Here is a 17,604-nt window from a genome sequence, read left to right on the forward strand (position 1 = left end):
AAGAGGAGTGAATTTTAAAATTCATTCCTCTTTCTTATGGTTATTATTCTTTTTGTTACCGGATGAATAAAAGCCACCATCACACTCGTCAAATCAAAAGTACCTTGCTGATTTCCATAAATTTCATCACCTATTAAAGGATGTCCTAAAGCTGACATATGTACTCTAATCTGATGAGTTCTTCCCGTTTCCAAAACAAAACGAACTAAAGAAATCCCTTTTTGATAATGTAAACATTGATAGTGAGTACGTGATGGTTTTCCTCTTTCATCAATAATTCTTTTCATATCTTTATTTTCACGATAAATCGGTAAATCAACAACCCCTTGTTCAACCTTCCCTTCAACATGAGCTTGATATTCACGATAAATATGCTTTAAATCTTTCATCATCAAATCATGAATCTCACGATACTTAGCTACAATCAATAAACCAGCGGTTTCTTTATCCAAACGATTCACTAAATGAATCGTTGAAAGCAAATTAACTTTTTGATAATACGCGGTTAATGCATTAGCAAGGGTATGATAAGGATGCGCACGAGTAGGAATGCAGGGCATTCCTTTTTCTTTATCAATAACTAGTAAATATTCATCTTCATATACAATCTTTAAAGGATATTCATAAGGCAACATATGATTTTCTTCTACAGGATAAACAAAAGTAATAACCTCTCCTGGTTTTAAAAGATATCTTACACTTTGATGAATCCCATCAACCAAAATATCCCCTTTCATCTTAATGGCCTTCAACATTTTCTTATTAATACCCTTTTGATAAGCAAAATCATCAATACGACTTAGCTTATCTACAATCCACTGTCTTTTCATTCACTTAAATAAGCCCTTTTTAATCTTTCAATATAAGCTACTCTTTTATATTGAACAAATCTTGCTTTTTGTTGAGCCAACGAAATATCAATCGAACCTTCTCCCTCTAAATCAAAAACCAAATTATCAATACCTAAAATAGCTCCATCAAAATCCTGTGATTCTAAATGAATTGTATGTGTCCAATCTAAAATCAATGGTGAGCCCAATGAACGATAAGCATTATGATGAATACCAGCAATCTCAGTCAATTGCATCAATCCTGCTCCTGAATTAATCACCGCTCCACCCAATGACTTATTATAAGCCGTAGAACCAGAAGCTGTTGATACACACAAACCATTCCCTCTAAATGTTTCTAAAAAATCTCCATTAATATAAACGCCTAAAACTTGTGAACGACGATTATTTTCTAATCTTACTTCATTGAGTGCCATATAACTCACATCACCCATTTTCACTGATAATAAACAACGATTATAAATATGATACTCACCTTGACGAATATCCTCAATCAATTCTAAATATTCATCTTTTTGATAATCCGTTAAAAACCCCAAAGTTCCACTATGAATCCCAATAAAAGAAACTTCATCTAATTGATGAATATATTTATGAACACTATAAATCATCGTTCCATCCCCACCTACACTAATCACTAACTCCGGATGGGCTTCATCATATGTCATAAAAGTATCTAGTTCTATTCTCATCTTATTAGATAATTCTATCGACTTTTCATCTTGCTTACTTACAATTGCATATGTTTTCATTCTCTCACCACCTTTTTCTATTATATAGTATTCACTTCTTTTTCACAATCTCTTTCATTTGCATTCTTATCATAAACAAGTTAAAATAAAAATGGTGATAAATATGCAACAAATAGAAATAGAATATAAAATTTTACTTACAAAAGATATCTTTACACAAATATTAAACGATTATCAAAATCAAATTCTTCATGATTATATTCAAATTAATGAATACTATACCCACCCTCTTTTACAACAAAAAAAATATATGTTAAGAATCCGTACTAAAAACAATCAATATGAATTAACATTAAAAAGACCTATCAATAATCATCGTTTAGAAACAAACATTCAATTAACTAAAGAAGAAAAAGATGCTTTTACTCACCATCAACTCAAAAATGAAATTACTCAGATTCTTGAAGATGAAGGTATTGCTTTAACTGAATTAAAACAACAATTCTCATTAACAACTCATCGCTATGATATTATTCTTCCAGAAGGAACATTATCATTAGATGAAAATACTTATTTCAATCAAAAAGATTATGAACTAGAATTTGAAGTCAACAATGAAAAAGCAGGCTATAAAAAATTTTTAGAAATCATTAAGCCTTATCAATTGAACTATACACATAATTGTCCTAGTAAAATCAAAAGAGTCCTAGATTCCCTCTAGAACTCTTTTTTAATCAATTGGTGATTGATAAAATCCACCAAAGAAGTTTTCTGTTTTTACAACATTCACAATAATATTTGAATCAACTTCACGCATTAAATCAACAATATCCTGAACTTCATAACTAGAAACAACCGTATGTAATAAATTCATTGATTTTTTACTATATCCACCTACCGCATCAACACATGAAATTCCATGACGATAATGAGTTACATAAGCATCTATCACTTCTTTTGCATGCATTGTTGTCACTTGTAAAGTCACCCGCTCATAACGATGATAGAAGGAATCGATTGTGCGAGTAGAAATGAATTGGAATAGAATTGAATATCCAGCATGTTCCCAGCCAAACATATATCCAAAGATAACCAATATAACTGTATTAAAGACAAAAACATATTCCCAAATAGACTTTCCTTTTTGATTAGAAACATATAAAGCAATAAAATCTGTACCACCCGTAGAAGCATTCCCACGTAATGCGATGACAGTTAATAAACCATAAGCAAAACCACCAAAAGCAATATTCAATAAAATATCATCAAAGATAGGTGGAAAGTTAATGACCTTTAAAAAGAAACTGGCTAAAAAGACTTCTAAAAGTGAAAAGAAAGTAAATCGTGGACTGATGCTTTTATAACATAATATAGCAACTGGGACATTGAGTAATATCATACCTAATGATGTAGAAAACGAAAAACCAAAAAATCTTGAAGTAATTTTTTCAATCAAAATCGCTACACCAGTAAATCCACTTGATAATAAATCAGCTGGTTGAATAAAGACTTTAATCACATAAGCTTGCATAAACGCGGCAAAAACAACACATATCAAAGTAATCAATAATCTGACTTTTTTATTTTTCCTTAAATTTCTTAACATATTTCTTCAACTATCTTCTCCACTAATTTCATATCAACAACATCATAATCCATTTGATGAGGCTCATCACCATAAGCAAAAGAAACTTGATTCATAGCTGTTGTTGGATCACAAATCCAACTTTTACATGAACTATGAACTTGATAAATTCCAGTTTGGTCCATCATTGCTTTTGCATTATCTGCATTAATTCCACTTCCAGCTAATATTTCAATTTGATGACCATATTTTCCTTGTAATTTTTGAATCAATTCAATACCATCCATTGCTTTTGATTGTAAACCACTTGTTAAAACACGATCAACCCCCATCTCAATTAATTTTTCAATTGCTTGATAAGGATCTTTTACACAATCAAAGGCACGATGAAAAACCACTTCTCCACCATATTCTTTTACAATATCAATGATTTGCTGACTTTGTTTAACATTAATACTTCCATCTTCTTTTAAACATCCAAAAGCAACACCATCAGCTCCATGTTCCATCATCAATAAAGTATCAGCTTTCATGACTTCAAATTCATCCTCACTATAACAAAAACCAGCACCGCGAGGACGAATCATTGTAATAACTTTTAAATCAGTATGCTTCTTTGTTAAAACTAAAGAAGCAAGACTTGGTGTCAGTCCACCTAAATGAAGTGCACTATTTAATTCTATACGTGATGCGCCACCACGATAGGCATTTAAAGCATCTTCATAACTACCACAACATATTTCTACGATTCTTTCCATAATATCCTCCTTATAAGTTTGCCAGATAATAGATTCCTAATGCATATATTTTTGCATTTTTAATTAAATCATCAACCTTCATCCATTCATTAGGCTGATGTCCAATTCCTTTTTGTCCTGGAAAACTAGGACCAAAAGGAACAATATGAGGCATCAATTTCGCATACGTTCCACCCGTCGTTGTCACGGGTGTCCCATCTTGATGAGTTATTGTTTCATAGGCTTTTTGTAAAACTTTAACCATTGGACAATTTGGATCAAAGCGTACTGGTTCAAAATGACTAACACATTCAACCTTGAAATGACCTGCTTTGTCTTGAATTTTTTCTATTAAATCAGCAAGTTTCATACTTGCTGGATAAGAAAATGTGACTGAAAAAATGATAGACTGATGTTGATGTTTCAATTTATATTGTCGCATTTCATTCATACCAAATTCTTCATCATAAAAATCGACACCTAAAGTTTCACCATTCATTTTAGCATTCATAAAATAAGTATTCACAAAACTAAAAAATTCATCCACATTCTTTTCATCAGTTGAAATTTCAATTACGGCTCGTCCTCTTTCTCCATAAACAACAGGATACTTACAATCCGGTGTCCATCCCATAATCGGTGGAGAAACATGCTTTAAATAATATTTTAAATCAACAAAACCACTTTCTTCATCACAACCAAAAAGAATACGTACTGGTCTTTTTAATTGAATATGTAATGATTTAATCGCATACAAGGCATATAAACAAGCCATGATTGGACCTTTATTATCAAGAATCCCTCTTGAATAAATCACGCCATCTTCCTCATAACCACTAAAGGGTGGATGTTTCCATCCTTCACCTACTTCCACAACATCAAGATGACCAATAATCCCAATATAATCATCACCTTCACCATATTGTGCCCAACCTATATAATAATCTAGATTATGTGTTTCAAACCCTAATTTTTCAGCAATCTTTAATGTTTCATCCAATGTCATAGCAATATCTTTTCCAAATGGTGCCATTGGTAATGCTTCACCTTCAACGCTAGGACAACGAACAATCTTTTTAATATCATCAATCATTTGTGATGATAAGGCTTCTACCTGTAAAATAATATCTTCTTCCATCTTATTTTTCTTCTAATGGGGCCATTCTTGTTTTCATATATTGATCTAACCATTCTTGGCTAGCCACTTCATGAATACAACGTCCATCAACAACTTTTGTCAAATAGACAATTGGTGGTTGACTCGCTGTTGCTACAGCAAAAGAAAACCCTTCAATATTCGTCGCAACACCCCATTCTCCTTTATTATTCATCGCAATCAATGAAAGATCTCCAGCTTTTCCTCGTCTTGCTTTTAATTTTTTATCCAATTCATTCACGGCTTTTTCACATGCCTCTTGTGGATGCATTCCTTCTTTCATAAGTCTTACAATCTCATAAGAAATACAACCCTTCATTAAATCTTCACCAAGTCCTGTTGCACTTGCTCCTCCAACTTGAGAATCCACATAAAAACCCGAACCACAGATTGGTGAATCACCAACACGACCTTTTTTCTTCATAAACAAACCACTTGTAGATGTTGCCGAAGTCATTTTTCCTTTGGTATCTAAACAAACCATACCAACTGTATCATGACCAGAATAAGGTTTAATATCTTGTTGTTGAACTTCTTTGAGACGATTTTTATAATGAATCTTTGCTCGACTTGTCAGCATATTTTTTCTTTCAAAACCTTCCTTATGGGCGAACTTTTCAGCCCCTTCACCTACTAACATACAATTCACACGCTCACGTGATAAACGACGTGCAATTGATACTGGATTCGCAAAATCTTTAATCGCTGCGACTGCTCCAATATCTAATGTATCACCATCCATATAAGCGGCATCTAATTCAACTTCCATTTCTTCATTAGGAAGTCCCCCATAACCTACTGATTTATAATATTCAAAATCTTCAACTGCCTGAATAGCCGTTTCAATTGCATCACCTGCATCCCCATTATTTTCTAAGATATGACTGGCTTCACTAATTCCTTCTACAGCCATACGCCAAGTTGCAATAATACCCCACATACTCAAATTCTCCTTTCATGCTACTATTATTATACTATGAAATAGAAAAAGAAAACAGACGAAGATTCATCTGTTTTCTTTTTCATCAAGACACCATCTCAAATTCTACATGACATTAGCCCATTTTTTTAAGTCACTTTATTTATCAATTTATAAAAATATTCAGTCAATTAAAAACAGATTAAGCCTTCGCTTAATCTGCTATTCACATCCTTCTGGACATTCTTTCGTTTTATCTTTATAGTATTCTTTTTTAATATCAGTAAATTGTGGACAGAAGTCACTGTTATCACATTCTTGAAGCCTTCTTAATTCACGAGGAATAAAAGCTCTAATTTCTTCAGCATTATATCCCACTTGAAAACGTCTTTCATCAATAATAATTGGTCTTTTTAAAATAGAAGGGTTTTCTTGAATAAAATGAATCAATTCATTCACTGACATCTCATCAATATCAACTTTATTTTCTTTAATAATTTTTGAACGTTTAGAAATAATATCATCAGTTCCATTTTCACTTCGTTCAAGCAACTCTCTTAATTCTGCTTCTCTCAATAATGTTGAAAAAATATTTTTTTCAACATAAGGAATCTGATGCTCCTTCAACCATGCTTTTACCTTTCGACATGACGCACAACTTGGTGCTGTATAAATTCTTATCATAACATCATCTCCTTATCTATCTCATTATACAACATTTTTATTATTTATGAAATTCTTTTTTTATTATCTATTGATTTTTCATTCTAACAATCTTATAATGTCATTATGACGAAGAAGGAATGAAGTAGTTTATAATCTTTGTAATAGAAAGCTTGTGGGTGATGGAAACAAGTCATGGTTATAGATGAAATTGGGATTCTGGAGTTATTGGTAGCAACAGTTATCAATCGTTAATCGCGTTAAGATAAGAGTGCATATCATTAGATATGAACAAAGGTGGTACCACGTATATTTACGTCCTTTTATAAGGACGTTTTTTTATTTCAAGGAGGAAAGTATATGAAAAGAATGTTAAGTGGAATTAAACCAACAGGGAGAGTCACTTTAGGAAACTATATTGGTGCTATTAAGCCATTTGTTTCTTACCAAGATGAGTATGAAATGTTTATATTTATTGCCAATCTTCACTCAATGACAATTTATCAAGAACCTAAAGAATTAAGACAAAATACAAGAGATTTAATTGCTTTGTATATTGCTGCAGGATTAGATCCAGAAAAAGTAACTTTATTTTTACAATCTGATGTCTTAGAACATGCTCAACTTGGATGGTATTTAGGATGTATGGTTTCAATGGGTGAACTTTCTCGTATGACTCAATATAAAGATAAAGCTTCTAAAAATGAAGTCATTGGTGCTGGAATCTTCAATTATCCTTCATTAATGAATGCTGATATTTTAATGTATGATCCTGATTATGTTCCCGTTGGTGAAGATCAAAAGCAACATGTTGAATTATGCCGTGATGTTGCCGAAAGATTTAATTCACGTTATAGTGAGACTTTTAAAATTCCTGAACCATTGATTGCTAAGGTGGGAGGAAGAATCATGGATTTACAAAATCCAACAAAGAAGATGTCTAAATCAGATGAAAATGGCAAAGGAACAATTTATATTTTAGATGATATTAATGTTTCTAAGAAAAAAATCAAATCAGCAGTAACTGATAGTGATGGTCATATTCATTATGATCCAGAAAATAAACCTGGTATTTCTAACTTATTAGAAATCTATTCTATTTTATCTAATCGTTCTATTGAAGATATTGAAAAACAATATGATGGTAAAGGTTATGGTGAATTTAAAACGGATTTAGCTGAAGTTGTTGGAAATGAATTAGAAAAGATTCAAGCACGTTATAAAGAAATTACAACCGGAAGTTATTTAGATGATGTCTTAGAAGCTGGTGCTGCTAAAGCAAGACCAATTGCTAGAAAGAAACTTTCTAAAGTGGAAAGAAAAATTGGTATTACAATTAAAAAAAGATAGTGAATGAAGCATGGATTTCCATGCTTTTTCATTACCCTTTTTGCACCAATTCTTGATATAACAATTCATGTAAAGAAGAATATCCCTTTTCAATCTTATGTTTTAAAGCAAGATATTTTTCACTTGGTCCTTCTTCCTTAATATTTAACTGTTCACATATTTCTAAAAACAATTCATAATGAACAACAAAAATTTCATCAATGACTTCTTCTAAACAAATCTTCTTTAATCTTTCATCACGGGTTAAGCCAAACTCTTTTTCATAAGCTTCTTCTATGATTCTATATTCAAAATAAGTCATTCCTAAAGTCTTTGTAATATCATTAATCACATCTCTTTGTAATAAATTCACAGTTCCTCTACGATAAATATGTCCATCTCTCATTTCAATAACAACACTATAATGACCATCACAGACAATGAAAATAGAATCCTCTAAATCATCAATACATAATTGAGCATAAATAAAATCATGTAATTGTTCTAATGACACATAATAAATTGGCAGATAATAAAATTCTTCAAAACAATCATCATCCTGCCATTCATAGGGTTCTAATAATTCTTCATCATCATAAACAAAATTAACTAAAAACATATGTTACCCCCTATACCTCATCATATGTTTAGTATTCCTCAAAAATGATTAAATATAATTCTTTCTATATTTTTCTCCTTATTTTCGTTATAATAAAGATATATCTAAAGAATAAGGGGAAATCATATGGAATTATTACAAAATATACTTGTTTATGGAATACTTGGAGCTATTCAAGGATTTAGTGAACCTATACCTATTTCTAGTAGTGGTCATCTTGTTATTTTCAAAACTATATTTGAACATTTAGGTTGGAAGTTTCCAACGACTGATATTACTTTTGAAGTTTTAGTGAATACTGGTTCACTGCTTGCGATTATGTTTTATTATCGTAAAGATATTGCCCGTCTCTTTGTTTCTTTTTTTAGTTATATCTTTAAAGCTGATTCAAGGGATGAGAAATTACCAGATTTTCGTTATTGCATGTTGTTGATTGTTGCGACTATTCCAGCAGCAATTGGTGGAGTTTTATTTAATGATTATATTGAAACAGCTTTTTCTAATGTTAAATTAGTCGGTTGTACACTTTTAATAACAGCTGTCTTTTTAATGTTAATTCATAAATATGGATATAAAGGAAAGCGTACGAAAAGAAAATTAAATTTATGGGATGCTTTACGTATGGGATGTTTTCAGCTGGTTGCTTTATTACCGGGTATTTCCCGTAGTGGTTCAACAATCACTGGTGGAATGTTAGGCGGATTAGAACAAAAAACTGCCCGTGACTTTTCTTTCTTTATGTTTATGCCTGTCAGTTTGGGTGCTATTGTCTTAAAATTAAAAGACTTTATTTCTAGTCCTACACTTTCTACTTTATGGTTACCTTATTTTATTGCTTTTATCATTAGTGGGGTTGTTACTTATTTAGCTTTACAATTATTATTTAATATTTTAAATAAACGTAAAATGAATTATTTTTCTTTCTATTGCCTTGCAATGGGATTATTTGCCTTAATCGTACTTTAAAAGATAGCCTCAACAGCTATCTTTTACTAATTCCTTTAATTTAAAATTAACATACATTTTAACTGCTTTGTCATATAAACCTCGTGATTGTAAAACCCATATATAAAATGGATTTTTTTCTTCAATATATCCAAGATTAATCCAACAACAAAGATTTTCCTTTTGATCAATTGTTGGATACAAATTTTGATTTTCTATTAAAATAGGATGTTTATATCCACTTTTCCCTCTATTTTGCTTAATATAATCCTGAATATTTTCATCTCGAAGTTCATAATGACCATCCGCATAATAAACCCTTATATAACAGTGAAACCTTTCTGCTAAAAGAACTTTGTTATGATTTAACCGCAATAACCTCTACCTCAATCAATGCTCCTTTAGGAAGTTTTGCAACTTCTACAGCACTTCTTGCTGGATAAGGTTCTACAAAATACTGTGCATAAATTCCATTAACAGTATTAAAATCATCCATGTTATCTAAGAATACTGTTGTTTTCACAACATGAGAAAAATCTAACCCTTGACTTTCTAATAAACCTTTTACATTTTCTAAAGCTTGTTTTGCTTGTGCTTCAATGCCTTCTGGCATTTCTCCTGTTTGTGGATTTAATGGAATTTGACCAGAAAAGAAAATCATATTCCCTAAATCGATTCCTTGACTATAAGGTCCAATAGCTCCAGGAGCTTTATCTGTTTTTACAACTGTTTTCATTTTATCTTACCTCCAAACACCATTATTATATCAAATTATTTTAACTGAAACTACCATTACTTTCCTTTAATGAGCAATATTCTAAATATCTTAAAAACAACATATTAACAATCAAGAAAAAATGTCCTGTACAACAATAACTCTTATCTTGAAAACCAGTATGAAAATCACTTGTTTCAAAACCAATATAATCATCAACATATTGTGATAACAAATTACGTTTATGTCTCGCAATTCCTAATGTTTGAATATTCATCTTATGTAAGTATTTTGCTAAAGTCACAACACGTTCATTATCCCCTGAAAGCGAAATAAGAATAAAGAAATCATCAGGTAAAATATTATTCAAAACTGTATCTAATTCTGTATTCCCCTCAATAACATGCATAATCTTATGACGATAAGCAAATTCCCTTTTAAATTCCAAGGCTGCATGATTTTGAACTTCACCTGTTCCAAACAAGAAGATTCTTCCAGCAGTATCAATATTGTGAAAAATATGATCTAAATCTCTATTTTCCATAACATCTAAAGTTCTTTTCAATTCATCTGAAGAATGACGCATACTGTAACTATCAAAGTCAAATTGTTTATTTAAACTCCATTTTAAATAAACTTTTAATTCACTATAACCATCTAACCCAATCTTTTTTGTAAAACGGATAATACTTGTATGAGAAACATTGCAGGCATGAGCCAATTGTTGAATGGACATTTTTTGACATTCTGTTTTATGATGAAAAATATATTGCCAGATATATAAATCATTTTCATTTAACTCATCATAATGAGATTCTACTAACTCATCTAATGTCACTATTCATCTTCCTTTCATAATAATCCATATATTTTACAAGAATAAAATCAATTAAGATAAAATAATTCACCAATCCTTCATAACGTGGTCCTAAAGGATTAACAATATTAGGAACATCCACATATAAAGCTTCATCTGCAAGATGTGATAGAGTATTGTTTTGGGTTGCAGTGATACTAATAATAGGAACACCTTTCATCTTTAATTTTTTAGCAAATTGAACGGCTTGTTCATTTTCTCCTGAATAAGAAATAATAACAATTAAATCTTGATCAGTAATAATTTCTTCAAAAGCATTTGTTTCATTCGTTGATTGAATGGTAAAAAACATTTTATTAACAATCAAAAAAGAACGTTTTAATTCAGCAGCTACATTATTTTGAATACTACCAGTTCCATAAGCATAAGTATTTTTAGCATTTGCTATCACTTCAATGACACGCGTCATATCGCGTTTTTTTATATCTTTGATATATGCTTGATATCTTTCATAAACCAATTCTACACCTGTTTGTTTATATTGATAATTTTGATTATCAATACGTAAATAAACTTTTAATTCTGCATATCCTTTTAACCCTAAACGTTTAGAAAAACGTAAAACAGTTGTTCTTGAAACATGACAACGTGATGCCAATTCATCAATTGATAACTTTTCACATTCTTTACGATGGGCTGAAATATATTGCCAAATATAAAGATCATTTTCATTTAATTGGTTATAGTTCTTACTAATCAATTCTTCTAGGCGCACAAGCTTTCCCTCCTGATTTTCCATTTTTTTACAAAGAACTATGCACAAAATACTTTATATTTTTTTATCAAAAAAAGCAAGAAATTTTTATTTTCTTGCTAAAGTTTGTTGTTTTTGAAAATGATAGAAAGCCCCTTTTAAATTTGCATCATTATGATACTGGCAAGCAACAATTTCTAATCGTGGCATAGCCACTGGTAATGATTCATAAAAAGCCTTCATAGCCGTTTGAATACCCTGAATGAAAATTGGATTTTCACTCACACCGCCACCAATACAAACACGCATAGGATCTAACATAATTTGCATATTAAAGAGTTGAATTGCAATATCATAACAATATTTTTGAAAGACTTTTAAAGCTATCTCATCACCTGAGGCAATCCAATCAAAAACTGTTTTTCCATCTGTAATATCAACCTTTTTTGCTTCACAAACTCTTTTTACAAAATGACCAATCCCACCAATATGTCCTAACACAGCATCCATTCCTTTGACTTTTATATCATCACAAATCAACATAGAAACTTCTCCAGAGAAAAGATGTGTTCCCTTATAAATCTCACCATTTATAATAAAACATCCACCAACTCCTGTGCCAAAAGTTAAAACAATTCCATTATTGATACCTTGCATATGACCAGCCGTCATTTCTGCTATTGCTGCACATCTGGCATCATTTTCAATCTCCACAGGAACTTGAAAAACTTCTTCATACCACTCTTTTAAAGCCAATCCATGATGATAAGTCAAAGAACCACCTTGGAAAATATAACCTTTTGATGTATCAATTGTTCCTGGTAGACTCATTGCGATTCCACCTTTTTTATCATCACATTGTTGCCAGATTTCACGAATTATCTTCATAAAATCTTCTTTTGATGTATAAGGTGTTGGCTTTTTCCCTTGTTGTAAGATATATCCATCTTCATCCATCCAGGCATACTTAATAAAAGTTCCCCCAGCATCTATACTTAAATATTTCATCATAATATTTCTCCATTACTTAAAATCACTTGTCGATACCAATCAAATGATTTCTTTTTCATTCGCTTTAATGATCCATGTCCCTCATTATCTTTATCCACATAAATCATTCCATAACGTTTCTTCATTTCACCAGTTCCAGCACTAACAATATCTATTGGTCCCCAAGCTGTATACCCCATCAAATCAATACCTTCTTGTTCAACAATATCCTTCATAGCTTGGATATGTGCACGCATATAATCAATACGATAATCATCAATAATTTCACCATTCTCATTGATTTGATCATCATACCCTAAACCATTTTCAACAATAAATAAAGGCAATTGATAACGTTCATAAAGTATGCGCATTAAATATTTCAAACCATCTGGATCAATCTGCCATCCCCATTCACTCGCTTGTAAATAAGGATTCTTCAAACCATCCACTATATTCCCTTTCACTTTTTCTCCACCATCAAGATGTGAAACAACTTGTGAAGAATAATAAGAAAAACCAATATAATCAACTGTCCCAGCTTTTAAATTCTTCAAATCATCATCAGTAATATCTAATTCAATATGATAATTTTGAAAATATCCTGGATAATATCCACGACATTGTACATCACAAAAAAACAATGTACCATCTCTTAAATATTCTTGAGCAGCAAGGGCATCTAAAGGATGACTGGTTTGTGGATAACCCACCGTTGTCATAACCATACAACCCACTTTATTATCTGGATCAATTTCATGTGCTAATTGAACTGCTTTACTGCTAGCGACAAACTGATGATGTAAAGCTTGATAAGCAATCTGCTTTTGATTTTCACCCGGTTTTATTAAAACACCTGCAATCATAGTAATCTTAACCGTACTGTTAATTTCATTGAAAGTCATCCAATAACGAACAATGCCTTTATATCTATGAAATAAAACAGATGCATATTTCGTATAAAAATCTATCAATCGACGATTTGACCAACCACCATATTTTTTTACCAAATCAAGAGGCATTTCATAATGTGATATTGTGACAACTGGTTCAATTCCTTTAGCTTTTAAAGCTTTAAATAAACGATCATAAAAAGCTAATCCAGCTTCATTTGGTTCATCTTCATCCCCATGAGGGAAAATTCTTGTCCAGGCAATCGAAGTACGAAAACATTTAAAACCCATTTGGGCAAATAATTCAATATCCTCTTGATAATGATGATAAAAATCAATCGCTTCATGATTAGGATAATAACAATCATCCTTTATTTCTAATGTCACTTGACGAGGAGCATCTTGACTACCAGCAGTGATGATATCCATAATCGAAAGACCTTTACCATCTTCATCATAGGCACCTTCACATTGATTTGCTGCAACTGCTCCACCCCATAAAAATTCTTTTTTTAACATGTGCTCTCCTTTTCTAAAATATGTTTTAAAAAATGAAGTGTATCTTCATAAACCTGCATGGCTTCTTGTTCATTCTTTTGATAATCAAATTGAAATTCATGAGACATGTGTTCATAAAAACGACTTTCTACATAAATTTCTTGCTTTTTCAAAGCTTGAACAAGTTTTTGACCTTGCCACATAAATGAAAATTTCTTACCATCACAAATATAAGCTGGTGGAAAGTACTTATGAATATTATGCAATGGTGATGAATAAAAACGTTCATCTCTTTTCCACCAATTTTTATGTCCTAAATAAGACCAACCAATATATTTCATAAACAAACGAAATTGTTTAAATTCTTCTTTTTGAAAATCTTCTGATAAATCATAAGGACCACAAAACAATAATAACCCTTTAATTGGTAAAGAATTAAGTAAATTGACATTTGCTTTTAATGCCAATGTCTCATTTTGATACATTGATGCATAAGTTGCAGCAATATTAGCTCCTGCTGAATCTCCACCTAAGATAAAATCTTCAATCATGATATTGTCTTTTTTTAAATCATTTTGAATATGACATAACATTTCATCGACTTGTTTGACTTGACTTGGAAAATGACATCTTGGGGCATAGGCATAATTCATGGCACAAACACCATAACCTTGACTTGCAAGCATCGGGGCAAAATTTCGCATTCCTCGGCTATCACCTGAGATAAAAGAACCCCCATGAATCCAGACAATCATATGTTTGATGGGTTGATTTTTTGGAAGATATAGGTCATAAGTCGCTTGAGGATATTTTGAAGGATATGGGAGGTTAGGCAAAATATGAATTCCTTCTTTGATTTTCTCAATATTGTTAGGACCTTTTTCTCTTTCTACTTCTTTTTTTGAACGCAATAACCAAACAAATGGATAAGGTGTCCAAAAAACAATATATAAAATAATGATGATAATAATGAGTATTATATATTTAAACATTTTTCTATCTCCTTAGCCATTTTCTTTCCACCAAGTAAATTAGGATGTAAACCATCTTCGTTCATATCTTCTTTGGTTAAATTATCAAAACATACTGTTTGGTTCATTGTTTGATTTAACCATAAATTGATTTGTTGACGTCTTTCTTCTTTTTCTTTTGTACAATGCGGATTATTGATAAATGGAGTAATTTCACACCATAAAGTTGGTATATCTTGAATCATTTCGCTTAAAGACATATATCCTTTTTGCATATCTTCAAGGGTTGGTAATTCACTCATTAAAGCACAGAATGTTCCTGGTTGATACAAATCATTAACTCCTATCGCAATGATATACTGATAAACTCGATGACATTCTTTTGCTTCTTTGATAAAACGTGATAACCCAGATATTCCAAAACATTGCTTATCAATGGAAATATTTTGATAGACTTTTTGTGTCAAAACCTGTGTGATTTCTGGATTATCTGTATCTTGTAAATCAGCACACTCAATTTGACGTAACAGACGATTACCACTTAATCCTAGATTAATCAAACTATACCCTTTCTCCATTGCTTTTTCTTGAAGAATACGAGTATAGTTCCCTTGTTCAACAATTGAATCACCAAAAACACATAGACATCCTTTTAATGATCCTTGTAATTCAATACTATTTAAAGCATAAATTTGTTGAGGGGCTTCTTTAAAAACATCATAATCCATTCTTTCAAAACCAGAAACAAAGTGATAATCTGGCGATACAACGATATCATAATCAAGTCTTAATTCTGATTGATCCATCTCATGAATATCTATTCCATCACTCCAGCATGCATCTTGTGGCTTGAGTGTGACTTTTTCTTGTCCTTGAAAGAAAAGGCGATAGTGATTATGAGAATCAGAAAGATAAGCATTGGTAATTTCGATGGGTTGTGTTTCATAAAAGGCTGCAAATCTTAATCTTAACATATGACTTTGAGGAATCGCCTTCAAAGTCATATGTTGATGTTTTAAACAAGGTGTTGGAATCAAGCCAAGTCCTCTTTGAGCACGACTCCAATAAGTTGTCCATTGATTATTTGACATTTTGTAAACTTTCTTCGTTAGCTTGTTCTAATTCATATTCATGACGATCTGCAACTTTGATAAATGGATACCACATCATAAAAGTAATCGCAAAACAAATAATCATAATAATTGTATAGTTAATTCCCCCTGCTAAAGGCATTTTTATAAAGATTGGTGTTGTCCAAGGTAATAATGACATTGTTGGATTTAAGCTCACAGGTAAAATTGTAACGGCTAATCCCCAAGTCACAAAACCACTAATAATTTGAGTAAAACATTGAGGAATCATAAACATTGGGTTCATAATAATTGGCATCCCAAACATAATTGGTTCTGTAATATTGAAAACAGATGGGATAAATGATAATTTTGCAAGTTGTTTAAATTTTGCTGATTTGGCTTTAAACATATAACCAATCACAATACTCATGAATCCAGAAGCCATCATCCCTCCATAAATGACTGAAGGTAATAAATAAGGAAGTTCTTTTCCAGCTTGGAAAGCTTGAATATTTCCCATTACCATAGTTAAACTAATGACTCCTAAAGGTCCTTGTAAAACAGCATTATGAATACCAAAGAACCATAAAATAGCAAGCAATCCCATAATGATAATAATTGAAATTGGACTAGCAACCATTGAATTTAATGGAGCATTAATTGTTTGAATAAAGAAATTAATAATATCTCCAGCTGGAGTGAAACTAAATCCGACTCTGATCACAAATGCTAAGACAAAGATAATTGTCACAACAAAAACTGGTGATAATGATTGTGAAACCATTGGAGGAACACTATCAGGTAATTTAAATGTTAAATTCTTACTAGATAAATAAGCATATAATTTTGTGACAACCAAAGCCACAATCATTCCAATAAATAAACCTTGACCACCTAAATAATCAAGTTTTAAAGCATTAATAACACTTTCTACTGCTTTTCCATCTTGCATCACTGTTGTCGTAATGGTTTGTGGAATAATCATAATAAAGAAAGCAAGAGAAATAATGGCAGCATTCTTTTCATTTGTTTCTAAACGTTTGGCATAAGCCATGGCAAGAGAATAAATGACATAAAGAGTTAAGACTCCTGTTGCCCCATTGGTAATCGCATCAACATGAGCCATTAAACCAATTTCTTTTAAATAATTTGTCCACCCAGGTATTGGGAAGTTTCCAACGATTGTAATAAAAGCAATTCCAAGTGTAATTGGACTTGTTCTAATAAAACCTTCCATTAATGCCCCTAAGATTTTATTCTTAGTCATCTTCTCAGCTAATGGCATTATTTTCGCATTAATTAATTGTTCTAACTTTTGCATAAAGTTCAATCCTTTCTACATATATCCTGCTATCAAAGTGAAAGAGATATGGCCATATCTGTAAACGCTTTACTTT

The 17,604-nt window shown here is 31.4% G+C and carries 20 protein-coding genes and 1 other annotated feature; of the genes, 3 read left to right on the plus strand and 17 right to left on the minus strand.

All coding sequences use genetic code 11. From position 1 onward, the window contains the following. Positions 1–14 precede the first annotated feature (14 nt). Positions 15–830 (minus strand): RluA family pseudouridine synthase, encoded by an 816-nt coding sequence (locus EDD60_RS03830; RefSeq protein WP_066448982.1) that lies wholly within the window; start codon positions 828–830, stop codon positions 15–17. Further along, positions 827–1,627, minus strand: a complete 801-nt coding sequence (locus EDD60_RS03835; RefSeq protein WP_318026098.1) for an NAD kinase — start codon at positions 1,625–1,627, stop codon at positions 827–829. The genes EDD60_RS03830 and EDD60_RS03835 overlap by 4 nt, the downstream gene beginning before the upstream one ends. Before the next feature lie 79 nt (positions 1,628–1,706). On the opposite strand from EDD60_RS03835, the gene EDD60_RS03840 reads away from it, so the two are divergent. Beyond that, positions 1,707–2,264: a CYTH domain-containing protein gene (locus EDD60_RS03840; RefSeq protein ID WP_066448989.1), complete on the plus strand. Its 558-nt coding sequence runs from the start codon at positions 1,707–1,709 to the stop codon at positions 2,262–2,264. A gap of 9 nt (positions 2,265–2,273) precedes the next feature. On the opposite strand, the gene EDD60_RS03845 is transcribed toward EDD60_RS03840, so the two are convergent. The 5 genes from EDD60_RS03845 to spx form a co-directional block, all read right to left on the minus strand. Then, a complete protein-coding gene (locus EDD60_RS03845) occupies positions 2,274–3,149 on the minus strand; it encodes a YitT family protein (RefSeq protein ID WP_132226220.1) in 876 nt (291 codons plus the stop codon). After that, positions 3,143–3,886 carry a copper homeostasis protein CutC gene (locus tag EDD60_RS03850; RefSeq protein ID WP_066448993.1) on the minus strand — a complete coding sequence of 248 codons (744 nt, stop codon included), beginning with the start codon at positions 3,884–3,886 and terminating at the stop codon, positions 3,143–3,145. Before EDD60_RS03850 ends, EDD60_RS03845 begins: the two co-directional genes overlap by 7 nt. A gap of 10 nt (positions 3,887–3,896) precedes the next feature. Then, entirely contained in the window at positions 3,897–5,003 is a 1,107-nt protein-coding gene (locus EDD60_RS03855; RefSeq protein ID WP_066449000.1) for a Sapep family Mn(2+)-dependent dipeptidase, read from the minus strand. A 1-nt stretch (position 5,004) separates the two neighbouring features. Continuing rightward, the gene (locus tag EDD60_RS03860; RefSeq protein WP_066449002.1) at positions 5,005–5,961 is read right to left on the minus strand and encodes a N(4)-(beta-N-acetylglucosaminyl)-L-asparaginase; all 957 of its coding nucleotides are present in this window, start codon (positions 5,959–5,961) and stop codon (positions 5,005–5,007) included. Positions 5,962–6,162: 201 nt separating this feature from the next. Continuing rightward, complete coding sequence (spx, locus tag EDD60_RS03865) at positions 6,163–6,624, minus strand: transcriptional regulator Spx (RefSeq protein WP_066449005.1); 462 nt, start codon at positions 6,622–6,624, stop codon at positions 6,163–6,165. A 102-nt stretch (positions 6,625–6,726) separates the two neighbouring features. Continuing rightward, positions 6,727–6,929, plus strand: a binding site (T-box leader). A gap of 34 nt (positions 6,930–6,963) precedes the next feature. Between spx and trpS the strand changes: the two genes are divergently transcribed. Next, positions 6,964–7,953: a tryptophan--tRNA ligase gene (gene trpS, locus EDD60_RS03870; protein ID WP_066449015.1), complete on the plus strand. Its 990-nt coding sequence runs from the start codon at positions 6,964–6,966 to the stop codon at positions 7,951–7,953. A gap of 31 nt (positions 7,954–7,984) precedes the next feature. On the opposite strand, the gene EDD60_RS03875 is transcribed toward trpS, so the two are convergent. Continuing rightward, a complete protein-coding gene (locus EDD60_RS03875) occupies positions 7,985–8,551 on the minus strand; it encodes a hypothetical protein (protein WP_066449024.1) in 567 nt (188 codons plus the stop codon). Between the two features lie 126 nt (positions 8,552–8,677). On the opposite strand from EDD60_RS03875, the gene EDD60_RS03880 reads away from it, so the two are divergent. Further along, positions 8,678–9,517 carry an undecaprenyl-diphosphate phosphatase gene (locus tag EDD60_RS03880; protein ID WP_066449026.1) on the plus strand — a complete coding sequence of 280 codons (840 nt, stop codon included), beginning with the start codon at positions 8,678–8,680 and terminating at the stop codon, positions 9,515–9,517. Between the two features lie 9 nt (positions 9,518–9,526). On the opposite strand, the gene EDD60_RS03885 is transcribed toward EDD60_RS03880, so the two are convergent. From EDD60_RS03885 to EDD60_RS03925, 9 genes are all read right to left on the minus strand, one after another. Then, positions 9,527–9,871 carry a hypothetical protein gene (locus EDD60_RS03885; RefSeq protein WP_066449029.1) on the minus strand — a complete coding sequence of 115 codons (345 nt, stop codon included), beginning with the start codon at positions 9,869–9,871 and terminating at the stop codon, positions 9,527–9,529. After that, positions 9,855–10,232: a RidA family protein gene (locus EDD60_RS03890; RefSeq protein WP_066449031.1), complete on the minus strand. Its 378-nt coding sequence runs from the start codon at positions 10,230–10,232 to the stop codon at positions 9,855–9,857. Before EDD60_RS03890 ends, EDD60_RS03885 begins: the two co-directional genes overlap by 17 nt. A gap of 40 nt (positions 10,233–10,272) precedes the next feature. Continuing rightward, complete coding sequence (locus EDD60_RS03895) at positions 10,273–11,049, minus strand: MurR/RpiR family transcriptional regulator (RefSeq protein WP_066449033.1); 777 nt, start codon at positions 11,047–11,049, stop codon at positions 10,273–10,275. After that, positions 11,036–11,803 carry a MurR/RpiR family transcriptional regulator gene (locus EDD60_RS03900; protein ID WP_066449037.1) on the minus strand — a complete coding sequence of 256 codons (768 nt, stop codon included), beginning with the start codon at positions 11,801–11,803 and terminating at the stop codon, positions 11,036–11,038. The genes EDD60_RS03895 and EDD60_RS03900 overlap by 14 nt, the downstream gene beginning before the upstream one ends. Positions 11,804–11,890: 87 nt before the next feature. Beyond that, the gene (locus EDD60_RS03905) at positions 11,891–12,793 is read right to left on the minus strand and encodes an ROK family protein (protein WP_243646627.1); all 903 of its coding nucleotides are present in this window, start codon (positions 12,791–12,793) and stop codon (positions 11,891–11,893) included. Continuing rightward, positions 12,790–14,184, minus strand: a complete 1,395-nt coding sequence (locus EDD60_RS03910) for a 6-phospho-beta-glucosidase (protein WP_132226221.1) — start codon at positions 14,182–14,184, stop codon at positions 12,790–12,792. Before EDD60_RS03910 ends, EDD60_RS03905 begins: the two co-directional genes overlap by 4 nt. Continuing rightward, on the minus strand, positions 14,178–15,155 hold the full coding sequence (locus EDD60_RS03915) for an alpha/beta hydrolase (RefSeq protein ID WP_066449042.1): 978 nt from the start codon (positions 15,153–15,155) through the stop codon (positions 14,178–14,180). Before EDD60_RS03915 ends, EDD60_RS03910 begins: the two co-directional genes overlap by 7 nt. Further along, positions 15,140–16,225, minus strand: coding sequence for an SGNH/GDSL hydrolase family protein (locus tag EDD60_RS03920; RefSeq protein ID WP_132226222.1), 1,086 nt, complete (start codon positions 16,223–16,225; stop codon positions 15,140–15,142). The genes EDD60_RS03915 and EDD60_RS03920 overlap by 16 nt, the downstream gene beginning before the upstream one ends. Next, positions 16,215–17,528 carry a PTS sugar transporter subunit IIC gene (locus tag EDD60_RS03925; protein ID WP_066449047.1) on the minus strand — a complete coding sequence of 438 codons (1,314 nt, stop codon included), beginning with the start codon at positions 17,526–17,528 and terminating at the stop codon, positions 16,215–16,217. Before EDD60_RS03925 ends, EDD60_RS03920 begins: the two co-directional genes overlap by 11 nt. Between the last annotated feature and the right edge of the window lie 76 nt (positions 17,529–17,604).

This window comes from Longibaculum muris (assembly GCF_004343035.1).
Lineage (GTDB): Bacteria > Bacillota_I > Bacilli_A > Erysipelotrichales > Coprobacillaceae > Longibaculum > Longibaculum muris.